The sequence below is a fragment of the Rhodococcus sp. NPDC056506 genome (genome assembly GCF_042794945.1).
Classification (GTDB): Bacteria; Actinomycetota; Actinomycetes; order Mycobacteriales; family Mycobacteriaceae; genus Rhodococcus_F.
This window is the reverse complement of sequence record NZ_JBHTSW010000003.1, coordinates 141,774-161,706: the sequence shown is the minus strand read 5'-3', so window position 1 is coordinate 161,706 and position 19,933 is coordinate 141,774. Positions and strand designations below refer to the sequence as shown.

The 19,933-nt window shown below is 61.8% G+C and carries 17 protein-coding genes and 1 pseudogene; 11 read left to right on the top strand and 7 right to left on the bottom strand.

What is annotated here, in order from left to right; all coding sequences use genetic code 11:
• Positions 1-43: 43 nt before the first annotated feature.
• The 3 genes from ACFQ6H_RS04575 to ACFQ6H_RS04565 all read left to right on the top strand — a co-directional run bounded on the left by ACFQ6H_RS04575 (position 44) and on the right by ACFQ6H_RS04565 (position 2,348).
• A complete protein-coding gene (locus ACFQ6H_RS04575) occupies positions 44-892 on the top strand; it encodes a 3-hydroxybutyryl-CoA dehydrogenase (protein ID WP_378644278.1) in 849 nt (282 codons plus the stop codon).
• 163 nt (positions 893-1,055) lie between these two features.
• Complete coding sequence (locus ACFQ6H_RS04570) at positions 1,056-1,931, top strand: oxygenase MpaB family protein (RefSeq protein WP_378644275.1); 876 nt, start codon at positions 1,056-1,058, stop codon at positions 1,929-1,931.
• 24 nt (positions 1,932-1,955) lie between these two features.
• Positions 1,956-2,348 (top strand): RNA-binding S4 domain-containing protein, encoded by a 393-nt coding sequence (locus ACFQ6H_RS04565; RefSeq protein WP_029256216.1) that lies wholly within the window; start codon positions 1,956-1,958, stop codon positions 2,346-2,348.
• A 3-nt stretch (positions 2,349-2,351) separates the two neighbouring features.
• Here ACFQ6H_RS04565 and ACFQ6H_RS04560 read toward each other — a convergent pair whose 3' ends face one another.
• Positions 2,352-2,981 (bottom strand): GyrI-like domain-containing protein, encoded by a 630-nt coding sequence (locus tag ACFQ6H_RS04560; RefSeq protein WP_378629327.1) that lies wholly within the window; start codon positions 2,979-2,981, stop codon positions 2,352-2,354.
• 121 nt (positions 2,982-3,102) lie between these two features.
• Here ACFQ6H_RS04560 and ACFQ6H_RS04555 point away from each other — a divergent pair.
• Positions 3,103-4,290: pseudogene (locus ACFQ6H_RS04555) on the top strand (metallophosphoesterase).
• A 6-nt stretch (positions 4,291-4,296) separates the two neighbouring features.
• Here ACFQ6H_RS04555 and ACFQ6H_RS04550 read toward each other — a convergent pair.
• From ACFQ6H_RS04550 to htpG, 6 genes are all read right to left on the bottom strand, one after another.
• The gene (locus ACFQ6H_RS04550) at positions 4,297-4,983 is read right to left on the bottom strand and encodes a TetR/AcrR family transcriptional regulator (protein WP_378644273.1); all 687 of its coding nucleotides are present in this window, start codon (positions 4,981-4,983) and stop codon (positions 4,297-4,299) included.
• Between the two features lie 47 nt (positions 4,984-5,030).
• Entirely contained in the window at positions 5,031-5,858 is an 828-nt protein-coding gene (locus tag ACFQ6H_RS04545; RefSeq protein ID WP_378644271.1) for a potassium channel family protein, read from the bottom strand.
• Between the two features lie 47 nt (positions 5,859-5,905).
• On the bottom strand, positions 5,906-6,823 hold the full coding sequence (locus ACFQ6H_RS04540; RefSeq protein ID WP_378531690.1) for a diacylglycerol kinase: 918 nt from the start codon (positions 6,821-6,823) through the stop codon (positions 5,906-5,908).
• Positions 6,820-8,400, bottom strand: a complete 1,581-nt coding sequence (locus ACFQ6H_RS04535) for an FAD-binding oxidoreductase (RefSeq protein WP_378446964.1) — start codon at positions 8,398-8,400, stop codon at positions 6,820-6,822. Before ACFQ6H_RS04535 ends, ACFQ6H_RS04540 begins: the two co-directional genes overlap by 4 nt.
• Before the next feature lie 81 nt (positions 8,401-8,481).
• Positions 8,482-9,021, bottom strand: coding sequence for a DinB family protein (locus ACFQ6H_RS04530; protein ID WP_378644269.1), 540 nt, complete (start codon positions 9,019-9,021; stop codon positions 8,482-8,484).
• A gap of 155 nt (positions 9,022-9,176) precedes the next feature.
• Positions 9,177-11,105 carry a molecular chaperone HtpG gene (htpG, locus tag ACFQ6H_RS04525; protein ID WP_378644267.1) on the bottom strand — a complete coding sequence of 643 codons (1,929 nt, stop codon included), beginning with the start codon at positions 11,103-11,105 and terminating at the stop codon, positions 9,177-9,179.
• Between the two features lie 277 nt (positions 11,106-11,382).
• On the opposite strand from htpG, the gene ACFQ6H_RS04520 reads away from it, so the two are divergent.
• From ACFQ6H_RS04520 to dacB, 7 genes are read left to right on the top strand one after another with little or no spacing between them, the layout of a single operon-like run.
• Positions 11,383-12,546, top strand: coding sequence for a glycosyltransferase (locus ACFQ6H_RS04520; RefSeq protein ID WP_378644265.1), 1,164 nt, complete (start codon positions 11,383-11,385; stop codon positions 12,544-12,546).
• On the top strand, positions 12,543-13,544 hold the full coding sequence (locus ACFQ6H_RS04515) for a GDP-mannose 4,6-dehydratase (protein ID WP_378644263.1): 1,002 nt from the start codon (positions 12,543-12,545) through the stop codon (positions 13,542-13,544). The genes ACFQ6H_RS04520 and ACFQ6H_RS04515 overlap by 4 nt, the downstream gene beginning before the upstream one ends.
• Before the next feature lie 57 nt (positions 13,545-13,601).
• The gene (locus ACFQ6H_RS04510) at positions 13,602-14,267 is read left to right on the top strand and encodes a response regulator transcription factor (RefSeq protein ID WP_133727074.1); all 666 of its coding nucleotides are present in this window, start codon (positions 13,602-13,604) and stop codon (positions 14,265-14,267) included.
• On the top strand, positions 14,264-15,604 hold the full coding sequence (locus ACFQ6H_RS04505; protein ID WP_378644258.1) for an ATP-binding protein: 1,341 nt from the start codon (positions 14,264-14,266) through the stop codon (positions 15,602-15,604). Before ACFQ6H_RS04510 ends, ACFQ6H_RS04505 begins: the two co-directional genes overlap by 4 nt.
• 45 nt (positions 15,605-15,649) lie before the next feature.
• Entirely contained in the window at positions 15,650-17,572 is a 1,923-nt protein-coding gene (locus ACFQ6H_RS04500; protein WP_378644256.1) for a glycoside hydrolase, read from the top strand.
• Positions 17,569-18,561: a phosphatase PAP2 family protein gene (locus ACFQ6H_RS04495; protein WP_378644254.1), complete on the top strand. Its 993-nt coding sequence runs from the start codon at positions 17,569-17,571 to the stop codon at positions 18,559-18,561. Before ACFQ6H_RS04500 ends, ACFQ6H_RS04495 begins: the two co-directional genes overlap by 4 nt.
• Positions 18,558-19,919 (top strand): D-alanyl-D-alanine carboxypeptidase/D-alanyl-D-alanine-endopeptidase, encoded by a 1,362-nt coding sequence (gene dacB / locus ACFQ6H_RS04490; protein WP_378644252.1) that lies wholly within the window; start codon positions 18,558-18,560, stop codon positions 19,917-19,919. The genes ACFQ6H_RS04495 and dacB overlap by 4 nt, the downstream gene beginning before the upstream one ends.
• The last annotated feature ends 14 nt before the right edge of the window (positions 19,920-19,933 follow it).

Sequence of the window (19,933 nt, the reverse complement as noted above, 5' to 3'; positions counted from 1 at the left end):
GCACGGGGGCTTGTCCCCTGTCTGAAGAATCTTGAGGAGAATCGTGGAACTCGTAGGCGTAATCGGCGGCGGCACCATGGGTGCCGGCATTGCCGAAGTTTGTGCAAAAGCCGGTAGCTCGGTACTGGTGCTCGAAACCAAGGAAGAATTCGCGGCCGCCGCTCGCGAGCGGATCGCCAAGTCGATCAACCGCGGCGTAGCCAAGGGCAAGATCACCCAGGAAGACGCCGACGCCGCCGTCGCACGCGTTCGCGTCACCCTGGACATCGAAGAGTTCGCCGATCGCGATCTGGTGATCGAAGCGGCTCCCGAGATCGAGGCTCTCAAGTACGAGATCTTCGGCAAGCTCGACAAGATCGTCAAGCCTGCAGGCATTCTGGCGACCAACACCTCGTCGATCCCCGTCATCAAGATCGCCAAGGCCACCTCGCGCCCCGGCCAGGTTGTGGGCGTTCACTTCTTCAACCCCGTGCCGGTCATGCCGCTCGTGGAGATCGTGGTCAGCCTCACAACGTCCGAACAGACCGTCCTCGCCGTCACCGACTACGCAAAGAACACCTTGCGTAAGAAGACGGTTCGAGCGGGCGACCGCTCGGGCTTCATCGTCAATGCCCTGCTCATCCCGTACCTGTGCCAGGCCGTCCGGATGCTCGAATCCGGTTACGCCACAGCAGAAGACATCGACGAGGCCATGAAGGGTGGCTGCGGCTACCCCATGGGTCCGCTGACGCTCCTCGACACCGTCGGTCTCGACATCGCTCTCGCAGCAGCAGAGTCGCTGTACGCGGAATTCGCAGAACCGCACTACGCTCCGCCGGCACTGCTTCGCCGCATGGTCGACGCCGGTCGCCTCGGCAAGAAGACCGGTCGCGGCTTCTACGAATACGCCTGAGTCCGACCGCTTCACTCTTCCGGCCCCTCACCTGTCGCAGGTGAAGGGCCGGAGTTGTTTCGGGCAGATCTTGCCGAATCCATTGACAAATTCGCGCGGCGCAGCAAAAGTCATCATGTGACAACAACCGTTGTCACATGAGCGCAGGCGGAGGGTCAACCAGATGAGCAGCAATCCGGACACCGACACTCGTCGACCCAAGCCCAGGGAACTACGAGCCGATCCGATCGGCCCCGGCTCCCTGACGTGGACACACTTCGGCGACGTTCGCGGTCTGCTGTATCTCGGACGCGCAGGCACGCTGCAGAACATGCACCCCGCGGTAAGTGGAGCGCTGCAAGATCATTCGAACTTCTTCGACAATCCGCTCGACCGCCTGTTTCGCTCACTTCCTCCCATCTACGGGGTCGTGTACGACCGGACCGAAGAGGGCACAGGCACGCTCGTTCGCAACTTCCACACCGATCTCAAAGGAACAGACGAAACCGGCGGGCGCTACCACGCCCTCGCTCCTGACACTTTCTGGTGGACTCACGTCACGTTCTTCGAGGTGATACTCGATTTCAACGAACGATTCGCATACAAGAAGTTCACACCGGAGCAGAAGGACCAGCTTGTCCGTGAGGCCGTAACCTGGTGGCGTTGTTACGGTCTCACCGATCGACCCGCTTTCGACGACTACGCGAGCTTTCGCGCGTACTGGGAAGACATGCTCGACAACCGGTTGATCGACACTCACACCACGAAGTGGTCGACGCGCATCTCCGAGCACAACATCGCACCGGCACCTAAGGTGCCGACGTGGTTGTGGAAACTCTCCTCGCGCCCCACGATGGCCGTGGCGAACTGGATCGGCAAGGCACTGATGCCGGAGAAGGCGCGCGAAACCCTCGGATGGGAATGGACGCCGCGCGACGAACGAATGTACTTCTGGTTCGCCCGCTTCCTGACACTGACCGATCGGTTCTGGCATCTACTTCCCCTACGTCTGCAGTACGCACCGCGCGCATACTCGGGTATCCGCACACAGGGTCTTTGAGCCTGCATCGGTAGGCTGGAGAGCGTGCCAGCCCAACTCCCCTCCGACGCGATCAGTGTCCGCGTGGACAGCTGGACGTGGGCCGTTCGACTCTTCAAGACACGCTCGCAGGCGGCGACCGCATGCCGATCAGGACACGTTCGGGTCAACGGAACGTCGGCAAAGGCGGCTCAGCAGGTGAAAGCCGGCGACGAGGTACGGGTGCGCGTATCCGGCATCGAGCGCATCGTCGTAGTAGTCAAGCCGATCACGAAACGAGTCAGCGCCGTGCTGGCCGCCGATTGCCTGCAGGATAATTCACCACCCCCACCGCCTCCCGAACTGATCGCGTCCATCCCGCGACGTGATCGCGGCGCCGGCAGACCGACCAAACGTGAGCGACGCGACCTCGAGAAGTTGCGCGGCCTCGAGCCGTAATCGCTACCTCGAAACAGGCTGACGCAGAACCGTCTTCAGTTTCTCGGGCGGCGTCCGGCGAGCGTCGCTGAGGTAGATCTCGTGATGATCGCCGTTGAAGCTCAGGCTGTTCGACGGGATGAACGTGTTGTGCAGCCGGTCCAGGGTGGGAGCTTCGTCGTCGTACGAGCCGACGTGAAGAATCTGAACGGACAGGCCTTCCTCCAACTCGAGAAACCTGACCTTGTCGAGAGCGGCAATGTCCTTCTTGGCCCGCACTGCCTTGGCCCGGATTGCGTCAATCGACGCAGACAGTTCGGTCTCCGTGATCCACTCCGGTTGCGAGATCATCATCGTCCAATCCCACGACGACTTGTCCCGCGTCACGAACACCTCGGGGTCATCTGCCCGCCACAACCCTTCCAGCGGGCCCACGACGAAGTCGCGATCCAGTTCCTTCTTGCTCGCGAACTTGGTCGCGTAGGACACCGAATACAACGCTTCGAGCGCCTCGGAGTACTCGGTGGCAGTGTTGGGATCACCGTGACCGTCGACGGCAAAGTAGCCGAAGCGAGGGACGGTCACGAAGGCAAAATCGCGACGGCCGGGCGAATAGAGATCCTTGTAGTCCTTTTTGACGTCGTACTTCTCCATATGCCACCCACCTGAGCTTGGACCAAGTTCAACATCAGGAAACTAGCCGAAGACACCGACAACCGAATAGCGGACCGGCGTCTCCTTGTTAATAGACCAGTGGACCTTTACTCTGGACGGGGTGACTACACCCCAGGCGACCGACGTCGTCCAAGCTCCGCGCCGCAGACCGTTGCGGATCGTGGCCATTTCCGCGATTGTCGCGTCGATCTTGGCCCTACTGTTCGTGTACCCGTGGTGGAGTTTGTTCATCCGGCCGGACTGGCCGCCGACGGCCGTGACAGTGTTCGGCACCGTTCTGTTTGCCGCCCTCCTGATCACCCTGCCTGCCTCGATGGTGCTCAGCCATGGCCACACCGATCGTGATCCCATTCGCATGGTCGGCGATGCGCTCCTCGGAGTCATCTGGGTCGTGTTCGTGTGGACGCTGCTCGGCGAAATCCTGCGACTCGGACTCCTCGTCGGCGGCGTGGAGGATCTGCTTCGGTCGAGAATTGTCGCCGTTGCGGCGCTGATCGTCTCGGCCGTGCTGCTGATCTGGGGCTATCGGGAAGCCATGCGACTGCCACGGATCAAGCACGTCGACGTCACCATCCCTCGGCTCGGAGCGGGAATGGACAAGCTTCGAGTAGTCGCAATTACCGACACCCATTTCGGCCCGATCAATCGCGAGAAGTGGTCCGCGCGCGTTATCGCGGCAGTCAACTAACTCGACGCCGACATCGTGGCCCACGTCGGTGACATTGCCGACGGAACAGTGGAGCAGCGCCTCGGCCAAGCCACCCCACTCGCGTCGGTGGAAGCCAGATTCGCTCGTGTCTACGTCACCGGGAATCACGAGTACTTCCACGAGGCTCAGGAGTGGCTCGACTACATGACCTCGATCGGCTGGGATGCCCTGCACAACCGGCACCTCGTCGTCACCAAGGGCGGCGACAACCTGGTCATCGCCGGAGTCGACGACGCCACCGCTCTGGGATCGAAGCTCGACGGTCACGGCGCGAACTTCGATATGGCCCTTGCCGGCACCGACCCCGATTTGCCGATCCTGATGCTCGCCCATCAACCGAAGCAGGTAACTCAGTCCGCTTCCGCGGGAGTGGATCTGCAGCTCGCCGGTCATACCCACGGCGGACAGATCTGGCCTTTCAACCTTCTGGTCAAACTCGATCAACCGTCGGTGCACGGGCTCACCCGTCACGGCGACCGCACGCAGTTGTACACAAGCCGGGGAACCGGGTTCTGGGGTCCGCCCTTCCGAGTGTTCGCACCGAGCGAGATCACAGTCCTGACGCTGCACAGCGCCTGAACGTGCTCAGCTCGTTCGGGTTGCCGCTCGCGCCGACAGCCCGACGAGCTGATTGATCAGACCTTCACGTAGGCCGGTTGCGAACATGTCGGCAGCAGGGGGCGCCTGCATCTCGTTCAGTACGACGACCATGGATTCGGCAGGCTCGGCAGTCGGCCACATGCCGGCAACGATCACCAGGGTCACCTTGGCGAATTGAGCCGCGTCGCCCTCCGAGAGGTGAGGCAATTGCGAATGAATCAGCGACGCAAACCTTCCCGAGTTGACCGTTGCCCGCTTCTTGAAGTCACGGGCGAAGTCGACGGAGATGTTTCTTTCGAGGACACCTGCCATGACGCTCATCAACTCACACAGTAAACGCTGTGCGACAAGCGATTCCGCAACCGTCGATGCCACATGGATTTCAGTGGCGAACGGTGAGTCGTCACCGGCCGGAGCCAACGACTCGGACAACCCGTCCAACCACGCAACCCAGTTCTCGTCGAGCACTTCGAGAAAGATGGCTTCGCGACTGTCGAAGTAGCGAAGCACATTGGACTTCGCCAGTCCGACGCTCTCACTGAGCTCACGCAGGCTGATGTCGGCGACGGGCCTGGACCCGAGCATCGCGCGGGCCGCATCGAGAATCGCGCACCGACGCGCTTCGATCTGCTCAGGCCTGCGCGCGCGCTGAAATCCGTGGGTCGCCACCATCACGCAAGATTATCAGACCATCGTTCTATTGTTCGCTGCGATGCATGTCAGTTGCCTGAAGACGCGTGCTGCGCCACGACTCCCCTCGACGCCAATTCACGACGCAGCGAATCGGTATCGACGGACGCGAGATCAACCCGGTGAGTGCGGGCAGCCAAGGCTCGGACTTCCTCGGACAGATCCGCCACCTGCTTACGCGTCGCAGCCTGGGATGCCTCGTCCTGTTCCGCCACGCGCTCGACCAACCAGGAAGCGAGTGTGGCAGTCACGATGCCCAGCAACGCAATTCCGCCGATCATCAATGCTCCGGCGATCATGCGCCCGGTCGTGGTAACGGGAGCCATGTCTCCGTAACCGACGGTCGTGACCGTCTCCATCGCCCACCACAATGCCGTTCCGTACGACGTGATGGCAGCGCCCTGCGCATGACGCTCGGCATCGAGCATGGCCAGCGCCGCAACACCGATCAGCAATGCCGTGGCAAAGGTGGCGTACACGACCACTCGTCCACGCAAGCTTTGCCCGCTCGAGCGGTGGACTATCGCAAGCAGTGTGACCAACCGAAGTAGGCGCAGCGGACGCAGCATGGGCAACACCACCATCGCCAAATCCAAGAGATGCCTGACGAACCAGCGACCGCGGGCAGGTGCCAACCACAGGCGAACTGCGTAGTCGACGGCAAAAACGACCCACACAGCCCACATGATCCATTCGGTCAGACGATGGGGGAGGCCCGTCGGTTGCGCCAGCACTTGGTACGCGTACGCCACCAAGAACAGGCAGGCCGCAGCGGTCAACGGGATGTCGGTGGCTAGCTGCCATTTCTCCGACGTCCACGCAGTGCGGCGGTGCGCCGACTTCGTCGATTCGTTCATCCGAGAAGTCTGACACCACCGCTACCTGGTGCCCGGCAGGACCCAACTCAGATCCGAGTGTGCGTCAAGATGTTGAGCGCCATGGGAACTGCCTCGATCGTGATGGGCAACGGCCCCACCCGATCGCCGTCCGCGTAAGCGATGATGCCCTCGGAGACCAACCGCACCTTCTTGGATCGGTACGTCTGCACCGCGTCGAGCGAGACGTGAGTTCCCTTGTACACCCGCGGAAACAGGCGCACCAGACGCAACCTCGAACCGTGCCCGACGACGGTCAGATCCAACAACCCGTCCGACTTCGACGCGCCCGGAGTGATGAGCATGCCGCCACCGTACGAGCGGCCGTTGCCAACAGCCACGAGCGTCGCGTCCACCGTGATGACCTCGTCGTCGAGTTCGATCCGGTACGGCAACGGCTTCATCTTCGCCAACTCGGCGAGCATCGCCAGGTTGTAGCGCATCGGCCCCTTGGGCCAGGACATCCGATTGGCCCGCTCGCTGACCAGCGAGTCGAATCCGCTGGCGATGATGGTTCCCGACCAGACGACGGAACCGTCGGCCAGCGTGATCTTCGCCAGATCTGACTGCTGCACGACACCGTCTGCGATCACATCGGCTGCTGCTTCGGGATCGCCTGTGGGAATGCCGAACTCACGGGCGTGATCGTTGCCGGTGCCTGCCGGAATGAGCCCGATGGGCGTCTCGGTCAACGCGGCAGCCTGCAGTCCGATACTGATGGCACCGTCGCCGCCGACCACTACGAGTGCGTCGGTACCCTCCTCGATCGCACGACGCGCCAACTTCTTGGCGTCGTCGGCGTCGGTTCCGATGATCTCGGTGACGGCAACTCCCCGAGCGCGCAGTCGCGCAACACCTTTGCGTCCTGCCGCGGGCGCGTGACCATGTCCCGCCATCGGATTGATCAGGACGGTAACCTTCTCGATCTGACTGCGGGTTTCGGTCACGGAATCAGCTTTCCAGGATTGAGGATGCCAGCAGGGTCCACTGCATTCTTCACTGCGCGAAGGATATTCGCGCCCAATTCACCGATCTCGTCCTTCATCCATGGGCGGTGATCGGCGCCGACAGCGTGGTGATGGGTGATCGTGCCACCGGCGGCGATGATCGCATCGCCAGCGGCAGTTTTCGCCTTGTGCCACTGAGCGATCGGATCCTCGGTCTGCGCGCTGACTACGGTGAAGTACAGCGAAGCACCGGTTTTGTAGGTGTGCGAAATGTGGCACATCACGAGCGGCTGAGTCCCCTGCTCGACGAGAGCCTTGGTCAGCGCCTCGGTGACCGAGGAGCGCAGGTTCGCGAGGTTACCCCACGTGGTTGCTGTCTCGAGGGTTTCACACAGTGCGCCGACATCGAGCAGAGCGTCACGCAGATACGGCGCATCGAATCGCCCGTGTTCCCAGCTGTTTCCGGGCTCCTCGCCGAGCGACGTGCCGCCGTGAGCGGTGAGAATTGCTCGGGCCTCCGCCATCCGTTCAGCGGTGTGCGAAGCGGTGCCCTCGTAGGTGGTGATGCCGAGGCAACCACCGGTGAAGGCGTTCTCGCCGATCTTGTCGGTGGTCGCCAGATTCACGCCGCTCTCGGCCTCGTCGGACAACCGCAGCACGGTCGGAGCCGATCCTTCCTGGACAAGCTCACGCAATGCAGCTGCGCCGGTGGCGAAGTCGGGGAAGCTCCACCCTTCGCGCACCGTGGTCTCCGGCAGGCGGTGAACCCGCACACGCACGTGCGTGATGACGCCGAAGGTGCCCTCGGAGCCGACAAAGAGCTCACCCAGGTCGGGGCCGGCGGCGGATGCCGGCGCGCGCCCGGTCTCGACCACACCACTCGGGGTGACAACAGTGAGGCCCTGGACCATGTCCTCGAAGCGTCCGTATCCAGCCGACGCCTGCCCCGAAGACCGGGTAGCGGCAAATCCGCCCAGAGTGGCGAACAAGAAGCTCTGCGGGAAGTGCCCGACCGAGAAGCCGTGTTCACGCAGTAGCTCCTCGGCGCGTGGGCCGGTGGTTCCCCCGCCGAACGTCGCGATGCCCGACTCCTCGTCCAACCCGACGAGTTGATCGAACCGACGCAGGTCGAGAGAAAGAACTGCGTCGAACCCGTCGCGGATGGGATCGAGCCCGCCGACGACGCTGGTGCCGCCGCCGAACGGGACCACTGCGATCCGGTTGGCAGTGCAGTACCGGAGAAGCTGCTCGACCTCTGCGTCTGTCCCTGGGGTGACGACTGCGTCGGGGGCATCCTGCGGCTCGGCGCTACGACGGCGAAGCAGATCCGGGGTGCTCTTGCCACCGGCCCGAAGAATTCGATCGGAATCCTCGGTGCTGACGTACTCGGCCCCGACCAGCCCTGCCAGCGCTTCGACATGCGACTGAGCCATAGCGGACGGAGTCACCTGAACGTCTTCGATGGCGAGACGCGATCGAGTCGGTGCGGAGACACCGAGAAATCCGGTCAACAACGATGTGACTGCGTCCGACAGTTCACGCTTCTTGGCCGGATCGCCCCAGGCGTCCCACTGCATCGGCGGTTGCAAGGCAGACTTTTCGGTGCTCATAGACACTAGTGTTACATATTTGTGTGATGTGTAAACATCACAGGTCGATCAACCCATCGTCTTGGAACCGTCGATGGCTTCGCGAAGCATGTCCGCGTGGCCCGCATGCTGGGCCGTCTCGGCGATGATGTGCAGCAACGCGCGTCGGGCTGACCAGCGAGCCCCCGCTTCGAACCACGGTGCCGACGGCAGTGGATGCGAGATGTCGAGGCTGTCCAGCGAGGCCACCAACTGGTCGGTCCTGGCCGCGATCCCCTCGTATTCGGAAACGATGCTTGCCAGGGTTTCACCCTCGACCATGGCAAATTCGTTCACCCGTTCCTGCTGCATCTCTTCCGACCACTGGGTGGGATCGAAGTCTCCACCCAGTCCGGCCGGCCCCTCCAGGATGAAGTCGACCCAACCCTTTTCTGACTGCCCCACATGCTTGACCAATCCGCCGAGGCACAGTTCGCTCACGGTCGGCCTCGAAGCAGCCTGTTCGTCGGTGAGGTCTTTGACGGTGAAGAGAAGGAATTCACGATGCTGTCGCAGGCTCTGGAGGAGATCCGCGCGCTCGCCGGTGACGGTGGTGGTCGGTGCGTTCATGATGTTTTCCTTCGCTAGTGGGTTCGTGCCCTGTGAGGACTACGTTAGAAGTTATTGCGGACAGAAACGGTCCTCAATAGAAAACGATCAAGAAAAAACTCCCGGCACCCACCGATGAAGGTGGATGCCGGGAGTTCGAGCCAGCTAGGACCAGATCAGACTGTGCGAGCCAAACGATCGGCCAGCAGACGCGTGAAGTGCGCCGGGTCGCTCAGCTCGCCGCCCTCGGCAAGCAACGCCATGCCATAGAGAAGCTGAGCGGTTTCCGTCAGGTTCTCTGCATTGTCGTTGGCGGCCTGCGCCTCCCGCAGACCCGAGACCAGCGGGTGTGCCGGGTTGAGCTCGAGGATGCGCTTGCTGTGCGGAACAGGCTGACCCGAAGCCTTGTACATCTTCTCGAGTGTCGGCGACATGCTGAACGCGTCGCCGACGATGCAGGCAGCCGACGTGGTCAGGCGCGTCGAGAGACGCGTTTCCTTGATGTCGTCGGACAGGGTTTCGGTCAGCCACGTCAGTAGCGCGCCGAATTCCTTTTCCTTCTCTTCGCGCTCGGCCTCGGCCGCCTTCTTCTCGTCCTCGGTGTCCAGGTCGACCTCGCCCTTGGCGATCGACTGGAAGGTCTTGCCGTCGAAGTCCGAGACAGCGTCGACCCACATCTCGTCCACGGGGTCGGTGAGTACGAGAACCTCGAGGCCCTTGGCCTTGAAAGCCTCCATGTGCGGGGAGCTTTCGATGAGGTGACGAGATTCGCCGGTCATGAAGTAGATCTGTTCCTGACCGTCCTTCATGCGCTCCACGTACTCCGCGAGGGTGGTCACGCCCTCTTCGCTGTTGGTCGAGGCAAACGAAGAGATATCGAGCAGCGTCTTGCGGTTGTCGGCATCGGCCATCAGGCCTTCCTTGAGCGCGCGTCCGAACTCGGTCCAGAAGGTCGAGTACTTCTCGGGCTCGTTCGCCTTCATGTCCTTGATGGTCGAGAGGACCTTCTTGGTCAGACGACGACGGATGGCAGCGATCTGCCGGTCCTGCTGCAGAATTTCACGAGAGACGTTGAGCGAGAGGTCTTGTGCGTCGACGACACCCTTGACGAAACGCAGGTAATCGGGCACCAACTCTTCGCAGTCGTCCATGATGAAGACGCGCTTGACGTAGAGGTGGATGCCGGCCTTGCGCTCACGCATGAAGAGATCGAACGGCGCCGTCGACGGAATGAACAGCAGCGCTTGGTATTCGAAAGTACCTTCGGCCTTCATCGGGATGATCTCGAGCGGCTCGTCCCAGGCGTGGCTGACGTGCTTGTAGAACTCCTTGTACTCGTCCTCGGACACCTCGTCCTTGGAACGAGTCCACAGAGCTTTCATCGAGTTGATCGTCTCGGTCTCGATGGTGACCTCGGGCTCCTCGCCCTCGGCCGGCGTCGACGTACGAGCGACATCCATGCGGATGGGCCACGCGATGAAGTCGGAGTACTTCTTGACCAGTTCCTTGATCTTCCATTCCGACGTGTAGTCGTGCAGGCCGTTCTCGGAATCCTCGGGCATCAGGTGCAGGGTCACGGAGCTACCCTGCGGTGCCTCGTTCACATGCTCGAGCGTGTACGTGCCTTCGCCGGTCGATTCCCAGCGCGTCGCATGATCTTCACCAGCGCGGCGGGTCAGCAGCGTGACCTTGTCCGCGACCATGAACGTGGAGTAGAAGCCGATGCCGAACTGACCGATCAGTTCTTCGGATGCCGCTGCATCCTTGGCTTCCTTGAGCTTGCGACGGACTTCGGCGGTGCCGGACTTGGCGAGCGTGCCGATCAGGTCGACGACCTCGTCACGCGACATGCCGATGCCGTTGTCGCGGATGGTCAGGGTGCGTGCTGCCTTGTCGATGTCGATCTCGATATGCAGATCGGAGACGTCGACGTTGAGGTCTTTGTCCTGGTAAGACTCGAGGCGGAGCTTGTCCAGCGCGTCCGAAGCGTTGGAGATCAACTCACGAAGGAAGCTGTCCTTGTTCGTATAGATTGAATGAACCATCAGATCCAGCAGCTGACGTGTTTCTGCTTGGAACTCGAGCTGCTCGGTATGCGCGGTCACTTCGATCCCTTTCTCTTCTCGGACTGATCACAGGAATTTTACTTGACCTCGAATACCGGGGGTCGGCGCCCGCACGGACAAAGGGAGGTCACCCGAACCTGTTCGTCCAGTTGGATTCGAGTCGCGGCGATCTCGGCCCTTTCGGCGGTGAGTTCGCCGGGTTTCTCACATCTTTCCCTGCAGGCGGGGTCACTGTGAAGCGCTGGACTCAACTCACCCTGACACACAGAGCGTCGGCGCTAACAGAGTTCTAATCTCGCTCACGCACAGTGCCGGTATGACAAACGAACCGCGATCGACTCTGCGAGTCGCCATCGGAGCGGGTGGCACCGGTGGACATATTTATCCGGGACTCGCTGTAGCCGAGGCCTTGTGTCAGATTCCCGATGCCAATGTCGAGATCGACTTCTTCGGCGCGAAAGGCAGACTGGAAGAAAGAATTGTGCCCGCGGCCGGCTACCGACTGCGCACAGCCGAGATCGAAGGCCTTACCGGTGTGCGCGGTAGTGCAAGAGCAGCGACACGACTCGCACGGTCCGGCATTCAGTGCGCCAGAACGATTCGTGAACTCGATATAGACGTCGTGTTCGGTACCGGCGGGTATCCCAGTCTGCCGATCGTGCTGGGTGCGCACCTCGCCGGAATACCGACACTGATCCACGAATCCAATGCCGTGGCAGGACGGGCAAACCGACTGTGCGCGAACTTGTCTTCCCGGGTCGCAGTAGCATTTGCCGAGGCTGCGCCGGCATTCAAGCGCAGTGAGGTTCGGGTAGTCGGAACCCCGCTGATGAGGGAGATCGCCGGCCTCGACAAACATGCGCTCCGTGATCAGGCACGTGCCAGTTTCGATGCGGCGGCAGGACAAGCCCTCGTCATCGTCTGCGGCGGCAGCCTCGGATCTCGCCGAATGACCGATACCGCACTGTCACTGGCGCGCGAGTGGCGCGGCCGCAACAACATCCGCCTGGTTGTGAAGGCTGGGCCCGAGTACTTCTCCGAGGCCTCCGCCGCTGTCGAAGACCTCGACAACGTGCTGGTGTTGCCGTACTTGGACCGGATGGATTTGGTATATGCGGGCGCCGACGTCTTTGTCGGGAGATCCGGAGCGATCACCGTCGCCGAGATTTCGCATGTAGAGGTGCCCAGCGTCCTCGTGCCTTACCCACACGCGATCGGTGACCACCAGCGACACAATGCTCGAGCTCTCGTAACTCGCGGCGGCGCCCGAATGCTGGGAGACGCGGATCTGACCACGGCAAACCTGGCGAGCGCGATTGACGACCTTCTCGGAGAATCCGCTGAACGTGCGACGGCGGCAACCGATCTCACTCCGGGACTGAACGATTCCGCACTAACAGTAGCGAACTGGCTACGGGAGCTCGCCACCCGCAAACACGCGACGCCCGAAAACGTCAATACGAGTGAAGGAATCAAATGAGTGAAATTGTGCAAGTCAATGGATTCTGGTTCGGACGAAAGGTCTTGGTCACCGGCGGCGAAGGCTTCATCGGCAGCTCCCTGGTTGAGCAGTTACTCAGGCAAGGCGCGCACGTACGAGTTCTCGCGCACTACAAGCCCTACGCATCGGCCGGCTTTCTTTCGGATCACCTTCCCGATATCGAGATGATCGCAGGAGATGTCCGTGACAGCGGACAAGTCCTCGATGCGGCAGAGGGGATCGACACCATCTTCCACCTCGCGGCACTGATCGGAATCCCATACAGTTACCAGGCTCCACAAACGTATCTGGAGACGAATGTCCTTGGTACCCAGAATATTGTGGATGCCGCGCGCCGTCACGGCGCGCGGAGGGTGGTGCATACGTCAACCAGCGAGGTCTACGGAACTGCTCGGGAAGTACCTATATCCGAAACTCACCCGTTGCAACCCCAGTCTCCCTACTCCGCATCCAAGATTGCGGCGGACATGGTCGCGTTGTCCTATTTTCACTCCTTCGATACGCCGATTTCGATCTGCCGACCGTTCAACACGTTCGGCCCGCGGCAATCGACACGCGCCGTGATTCCTGCGATCCTGCACCAGTTGCATTCCGGTGCAGGCGAGATCGCTGTCGGCGCACTGACCCCGACTCGGGACTTCACCTACGTCGACGATACTGCCCGGGGCTTCATGGAGATCGCGGAATCCGAGCGAACGCTCGGATTGACCTTGAATCTCGGCACCGGCCAGGAGATTTCGATCCGCGACTTGATTGACATGCTGATCGAGATCACGGGGTCTTCCGCATCTGTCACAACCGAAGGCTCACGTAACCGTCCAGCAGGCAGCGAGGTTCACCGCCTGGTGTCCGACAACAGTCGAGTGCGTGAGTTGACGGACTGGAGCCCACAGGTCTCCCTGAAAGCAGGACTCACGCGCACCTCGGAGTGGATCAAAGCTCATCCAATCACCGATCCTCGCCGCTACCGTGTGTGATGCGAGACGTCGCACGGGTTGTATCCGTATCGGACTCACGTCAGGCACGATAAGAAGATGATCCTAGTCGTCGATGATGATCCGTCGGTCCGCGAAGCGGTAGTGACAACTCTCGAATCCGACGGGTACGAGGTGCAGGCGGTTTCCGACGGTTCGAGCGCTCTGGCCGCGGTCTCCGAGCATTCGTTCGATGCGATGGTGCTCGACGTCATGATGCCGGGAATCGACGGTCTCGCCGTATGTCGAATCTTGCGTGAGCAGGGCAATCGGATCCCCATCCTGGTTCTGACGGCACGCTCGGAGGTAGGCGATCGGATTGCGGGACTCGATGCAGGGGCAGACGACTACCTGCCGAAACCCTTTGACATCGACGAACTTGGCGCGCGGGTACGTGCCCTGCTGCGGCGGGCAGCGCCACCGGAACCCGAGGTGCAGTTCGGGGATCTTTCTCTCGACCCGCAGACACGGCGCGGCGTCAGATCCGGCCGGAGCATGGATTTCACTGCAACCGAGTTCGCGCTGCTGGAACTACTCATCGCGAACTCCGGCCAGACGCTCACCCGTGAGGTGATCAGCGATCGGGTGTGGGGTCAAGATTTCGGGCCTCAGTCGAATTCCATTGCCGTATATATTAATTACCTGCGCACGAAACTAGAGGCGGGCGGCGAGTCACGCATTATTCATACGGTTCGCGGGATCGGATACCGGCTGGAGTTGCCGTGACGCGTACGCGATTGGCCATCCGAACGAGAATGGCCATCACCACGTCGATTGCCGTGGCTGCGGTGGTGCTGCTTTGCGCGGTGGGGGCGTACTGGATCTCGTCACGGGAGGTGTACCGAAGCCTCGACATCGGTCTCATCCGGGAAGCGACGGCGATCCAATTACGGATCGCCGGTGGCCAGGAGTTGGGCAGTGGCGCCGAGTGCGCCTATCTTTCCTCGCCGGCTTGCTTCGAGGTCCTCGATGCGACAGGCGAACCGAGTGCCACAGACGAACCCGCCACTATCCTGCCGAAGCCCCCTGCCCTCGATGCCGTCCTCGACGGCGAGTCAGGGCCTTTCCTCGCGAACATCGACCTCGCGGGTCTACCCGGACGGATGTATGTGACACCGCTCGAGGACGGTGGTGCGCTCCTTGTCGGAGTCCGTGCCGATCAGCAACACCGGGCGCTCGATCGGATTGCATGGTTGTTAGCGCTGTTGTGCGGTATCGGCATCATCATCAGCGCTATCCTCGGCTACGCAGTCGCCCGCTACACGCTGCGTCCCGTTGCCAGACTGTCCCGCGAGGCCGAAACTGTTGCAAAGGAACGGGATCCGAGCCGAAAGATCACAGTAGAGGGATCGGACGAGCTTGCCAGGCTCGGGGAATCGATCAACACCATGCTTGGTGCACTCGATGACTCCGTCCAATCGCAGAAACGGTTGGTCTCCGACGCCTCGCACGAGCTGCGGACGCCGCTGACGGGGATCATCGCGAACGCGGAACTTCTGGCCCGAAGCGACACGCTGACAGACGAACAGCAGAAGAGGGTACGGGCTGCGCTCGCTCGCAGTACTGCAGATATGCGAAGGTTGATCGACGACATCGTAGATATCGCACGGGGCACCGAGCCGGACATCGAGAGGGAGGATGTCGCGTTCGAGCGCGTCGTCGAGCAGGTAGTCGAGGCGGCACGTGCCCATTGGCCGAAGATTGATTTCCACTGCACGACGAATCCGTACACGGTAGGCGGTAACGATGTGCGGCTCGCGAAGATGGTGTCGAATCTGGTTGACAACGCGGCAAAATTCACTTCGCCGGGTGGGACGGTGAACGTGAGCCTGACAGGCGGTGTTCTCACCGTTTCGGACAACGGACCCGGCATAGACGAAGCGGATTTGCCTCGGATCTTCGAACGCTTCTATCGGTCACCCCGTAGTCGGGGCACCTCCGGCTCCGGACTGGGACTGGCTATGGCCCAACAGATCGCGCATGCCCACGGCGCCTCGATCAGCGTGGGCAACAACCCCGACGGTGGAGCGGTGTTCACCGTGCGCCTGCCGGCCCGAGAGTAAGTCACTCTGATCTTGTTCTAATGTTCGGCGCTTACTTTTCGAACTATGAGAACACAGGCATTGACTTCTATCGCTGTGGGCACCGTGTTGGTCGCGCTTGCCTCCACGGGGTGTACCGCGAGTGCGGCGGACCCTGCGGTGCGGGTGGATGGAAGCACCATCACGGTGCAGATCGAGGGCGGCGAGGCCAGGATCGATGTGAACGACCTACGCGTGGACAGCGACGTCGAACTGTCAGCCGCCGCTGCGACAGACCTCGGAGATCCCGGCCAGGTGTCAGTCGAGAATGACAGTGCCCGTTGGTCATACCCCGACCGCGGCCTCGACGTGACAGCGGTTGCTCAGGCCGGCCGCCTGGTGATCGACCTGACCAGTTCGCGAGATCAACGCGTGTCGTGGCCGGTCACCGGGGCCGGTGCGCGAGATCTGCAACTTCCCCAAGGTGAAGGGCTGAGTATCCCGGTCGACGACACATTCTGGAACCACCCCGATATCGGATTGGTCGGGGACGAGGGGCAACGATTGCAGGATCTGACGATGCCGTTCTGGGGGTTCAGCGCGGGCACCGTAGGGGCGAGCTATCTGGTGCCGACCGACTTGGGTACCTCCCTGAACTTCGCCTCGGTTGACGGCCGGCTGCGCAGCACTGCAACACACGACTTCAGCCAGGAAAAGGGCACTGGCACCTACACGGTTGCCCTGTCAGTCACCGACGGGTCCCCGGTGGCCCCTGCACTGGATTACCGCAGTCTGCTCGAAGAACAGGGCGGACTGCGCACACTGCAGCAGAAGATCGCTGAGAACCCGGACACGGTCAAGCTGGTCGGTGCCTTTCACGCCTATCTGTGGGGAGATGCGCGTACTCCCGAAGCGATACGCCAACTCCATGACCTCGGCATCACCAAGATGTGGCTCGGCTACGACGCCGACGACCAGCCGATGACCCGCGAGGCCGTCGAAACAGCCACGAACTACGGCTTTCTCGTCGGGCCGTACGACACCTTCGCCAACGCACAGGACCCGACCGGTGAGGTCGACAATCCCTCGTCTTCGTGGCCCGAAGGGATTTGGCCCGGCGCCTGCATCATTGACGAAAAGGGCGACATGGAAGGCGGATTCAGCGGTCGCGGTTGCTACTTGAGCTCGGAGGCATTAGCTGCCGACCCTGAGCTTGTTGCCTCTCGCGTCGCCGCAAAGGTGGGTAACGGCGTGAACAGTTACTTCCTGGACGTCGATGCGACAGGCGAGGTATTCGACGACTACAACCCGGACCACCGGATGACCCAGTCCAAGGACCGGCAGAACCGCATCGACCGCATGAAGGTGATCGGCAAGGATCTGGTGCTGGGATCCGAGACAGCCGGGTCGTGGGCCAACAGCGTTGTGTCCTTCAGTCACGGATCGAGCACGCCGGTGATGAACGGCCTCTGGAAAGCGGAACGAGACAAGGCGAACTGGGGTGCGTACTGGGGGAAGAACGGCCCGGCCTTCTTCTTCAAGCCCGTCGCGCTTTCATCAGATCTGAAAGCCGGCATGTTTGATCCGAAATACCGTGTGCCGCTGTACGAGACGGTGCTGCACGATTCGGTAGTCAGTACGGATCGATGGGAGTTGTCCTTCAACAAGCTGCCGGCCGAGCAAACCGATCGCGCGCTGTTGGCAATGCTCTACAACACGCCGCTGAACTACACCCTGAACGCACAAACCATCGCGGAGGAAGGCCCGAGGATGGCGACCATGCAGAAGTTCTTCGCCACCCTGCAAGAAGCGGCTGGAACTGAGCCCATGACGGACTTTCAGTGGTTGTCAAACGACAGAATGGTGCAGCGAACCATCTTCGGGGATGGAAAGCTGTTGGTGACAGCCAATTTTGACGACAGCACCTACCATGACCCCGACGTTGGTGACATCGGCCCGGGCTGCGCCAGTGCATCGATCGGCGCCGCGATCACCACGCTGTGTCCGTGACCGATTCCGCCACGATGACGCCCGCCGTACGCAACGGAACACTGTGGACAGTGATTGTCGTCGGCATGTCATTCGCCGCGGGTGCGGTCGCCGTATTCCTTCTGATTGTTGGTACCGCCGGCGGTCAACAACTCGACCGGGAAGTATTTCAGGCTGCGAAGTCGGCGCAGACCGGCATATCGGTGCCCGACGTCCTGCGGCTGGACATCATGACCAACCCGCTCATGTGGATCTCCGTCGCAGCCGCGATCCTGTTGACAGGGAGTATGATTCGTCGGCCGCTCGCTGCTGTGACGACGCTTGCAGTTCCCATCGTGTGCATAGTGACGGCGAGAACGCTCCGTCTCGACCTTCTCGAGCGGCCTCAACTCGACCAGGACGTCCCCTGGCCGACGGCGAACACGTTTCCGAGCGGCCATGTCGCCGGTGCAATGGGTATTGCCCTCAGCCTGCTCCTGATCGCACCGTCGTGGATGCGCCTGTTTGGAGTCGTGCCCTGCGCGGCGTGGGTGGCGCTGGTCAGCCGCGACATCATGGGCGAGGGATGGCACCGCCTCAGCGATGTTGCGGGATCCGTATTGCTCGCAGCCGCAATCGTCAGCCTCTTCGCAGCTGCCTTCCCGGTGGGTGGTCGCCGAATACGGGGGTTCATGTTGGTGGCCATGCTGGTGGGTGGGCCGATAGCGACGACGGTGATCGTTCTGGCCCTCGATCCACGACCATACGGTGTGCTCACCGGTGTACTCGCGGCAACGGTGGCGGTTCCAATGACTGTCTTCGTATGCGCGATATCGCAATCGCCCACTGCTCCCCGTCCCGGAGAGCGCCGGACAGGCCGCTTTCGCGGCTTCCACGGCCATTGCTTAGAGTTGTCAGCCAGGGCGACAACACACGTCAGGTCGATGATCGCCACAATCGGATCGGCGACCCCCAAGAAGTGCGGCAATGAGGTTGACATCGAATGTCGAAGAAACGACTCAGAACAATGACAAACAGACGGTCTGGATCCCTTCTCGCATACGCAGCAACGACGATGGTGGCGGCCTTCACTGCCGGGTGCAGCCAACTCGACCCCACTCCCACCCCTCCCCCGACAGTGACGGCCCCACAACTGATTACTCCGCACCCGAAAATCACGCCGGTGCCGACGGATGCCCCTTCACCCAGTCCTGAAATACTCTCGGCAGTGCTCCAACCCGCACTCGACAACCCCGACCTCGGAAGTTTGACAGGTCACGTCACCGACGCCCAGACCGGCGCAACACTGTGGCAACAACAGACCGACACCCCGCAAGTACCTGGTTCCATAGTCAAAGTTCTCACGACCGCCGCCGCACTACTCACACTGCCGGCCGATCACCGAACTACAACAACCGTCGTCCAAGGCGCCAACCCCGGCCAACTTGTGCTCGTCGGCGGCGGCGACCCGACACTGACCGCGAAACCTACCGGCACGCAAGGCTATTACACCGACGCCCCACATCTCGATGACCTGATCAACCAGATCCACCGTTCCGGTATACACGTCAGCAGCCTCATGGTGGACAACACAATATTTCCAGGCCCGGCAATTGCCCCCGGATGGGACACCGCCGACATCGCCGGCGGGAGTATCACCCCTATCGAATCGGTCATGCTCGACGGCGGCCGCGCAGACCCCTTGGCTGACTACTCTCCGCGCACCCACACTCCCGCACTGGACACCGGCCGAGCCCTCGCTGAACAACTCGGACTGGACCCGGCATCTGTCACCGAAGGCACCACACCTTCTACGGCCACACCAGCGGCGGCCGTGGTGGCCTCGGTTCAATCTGCTCCGTTGAGCACACGCTTACACGACCTGATGGTGCACTCCGACGACGTACTCGCCGAGACGGTGGGGTTCGAGATTGCACTCGCCCGTGGGTTACCCGCAACTTTCGACGGAGCAGTCGACGCCATCACTCACACACTGCAAGAGAGCGGATTCGACACCACCGGAGCACAATTGCGAGACGCAAGCGGATTATCCACCGACGACCGCATCTCGGCACGCCTCATCGATCAGGTGCTCACCGCGGCAGCCGGGCCCGACACCCCGGAACTTCGCCCACTGCTCGACACACTCCCCGTCGCCGGAGCGACAGGCACCTTGGCGGATCGATTCAACCCGCCGTCCCCGGCAGCAGGGTGGGTGCGCGCGAAAACTGGCTCCCTCTCCGGTGTCAGTTCGCTGGCCGGAATCGTCGTCGACAACGACCGGCGAGTCCTGACATTCACCCTCATGTCCAACGGCACCGCACCCGAGGCAGCAAGACCCGCCCTCGACGCCGTAGCAACGGCGCTACGCGGTTGCGGGTGCCGATAAACCCCGAGACTTCG

What these genes read in the sequence shown, in the direction of transcription:
- ACFQ6H_RS04570 (WP_378644275.1), top strand. Translation starts at nt 1,056, where the DNA reads ATGAGCAGCAATCCGGACACCGACACTCGTCGACCCAAGCCCAGGGAA.
- ACFQ6H_RS04560 (WP_378629327.1), bottom strand. Translation starts at nt 2,981, where the DNA reads ATGGAGAAGTACGACGTCAAAAAGGACTACAAGGATCTCTATTCGCCC.
- ACFQ6H_RS04550 (WP_378644273.1), bottom strand. Translation starts at nt 4,983, where the DNA reads ATGGTGGCGACCCACGGATTTCAGCGCGCGCGCAGGCCTGAGCAGATC.
- ACFQ6H_RS04545 (WP_378644271.1), bottom strand. Translation starts at nt 5,858, where the DNA reads ATGAACGAATCGACGAAGTCGGCGCACCGCCGCACTGCGTGGACGTCG.
- ACFQ6H_RS04535 (WP_378446964.1), bottom strand. Translation starts at nt 8,400, where the DNA reads ATGCAGTGGGACGCCTGGGGCGATCCGGCCAAGAAGCGTGAACTGTCG.
- ACFQ6H_RS04530 (WP_378644269.1), bottom strand. Translation starts at nt 9,021, where the DNA reads ATGAACGCACCGACCACCACCGTCACCGGCGAGCGCGCGGATCTCCTC.
- ACFQ6H_RS04520 (WP_378644265.1), top strand. Translation starts at nt 11,383, where the DNA reads ATGACAAACGAACCGCGATCGACTCTGCGAGTCGCCATCGGAGCGGGT.
- ACFQ6H_RS04515 (WP_378644263.1), top strand. Translation starts at nt 12,543, where the DNA reads ATGAGTGAAATTGTGCAAGTCAATGGATTCTGGTTCGGACGAAAGGTC.
- ACFQ6H_RS04510 (WP_133727074.1), top strand. Translation starts at nt 13,602, where the DNA reads ATGATCCTAGTCGTCGATGATGATCCGTCGGTCCGCGAAGCGGTAGTG.
- ACFQ6H_RS04500 (WP_378644256.1), top strand. Translation starts at nt 15,650, where the DNA reads ATGAGAACACAGGCATTGACTTCTATCGCTGTGGGCACCGTGTTGGTC.
- dacB (WP_378644252.1), top strand. Translation starts at nt 18,558, where the DNA reads ATGACAAACAGACGGTCTGGATCCCTTCTCGCATACGCAGCAACGACG.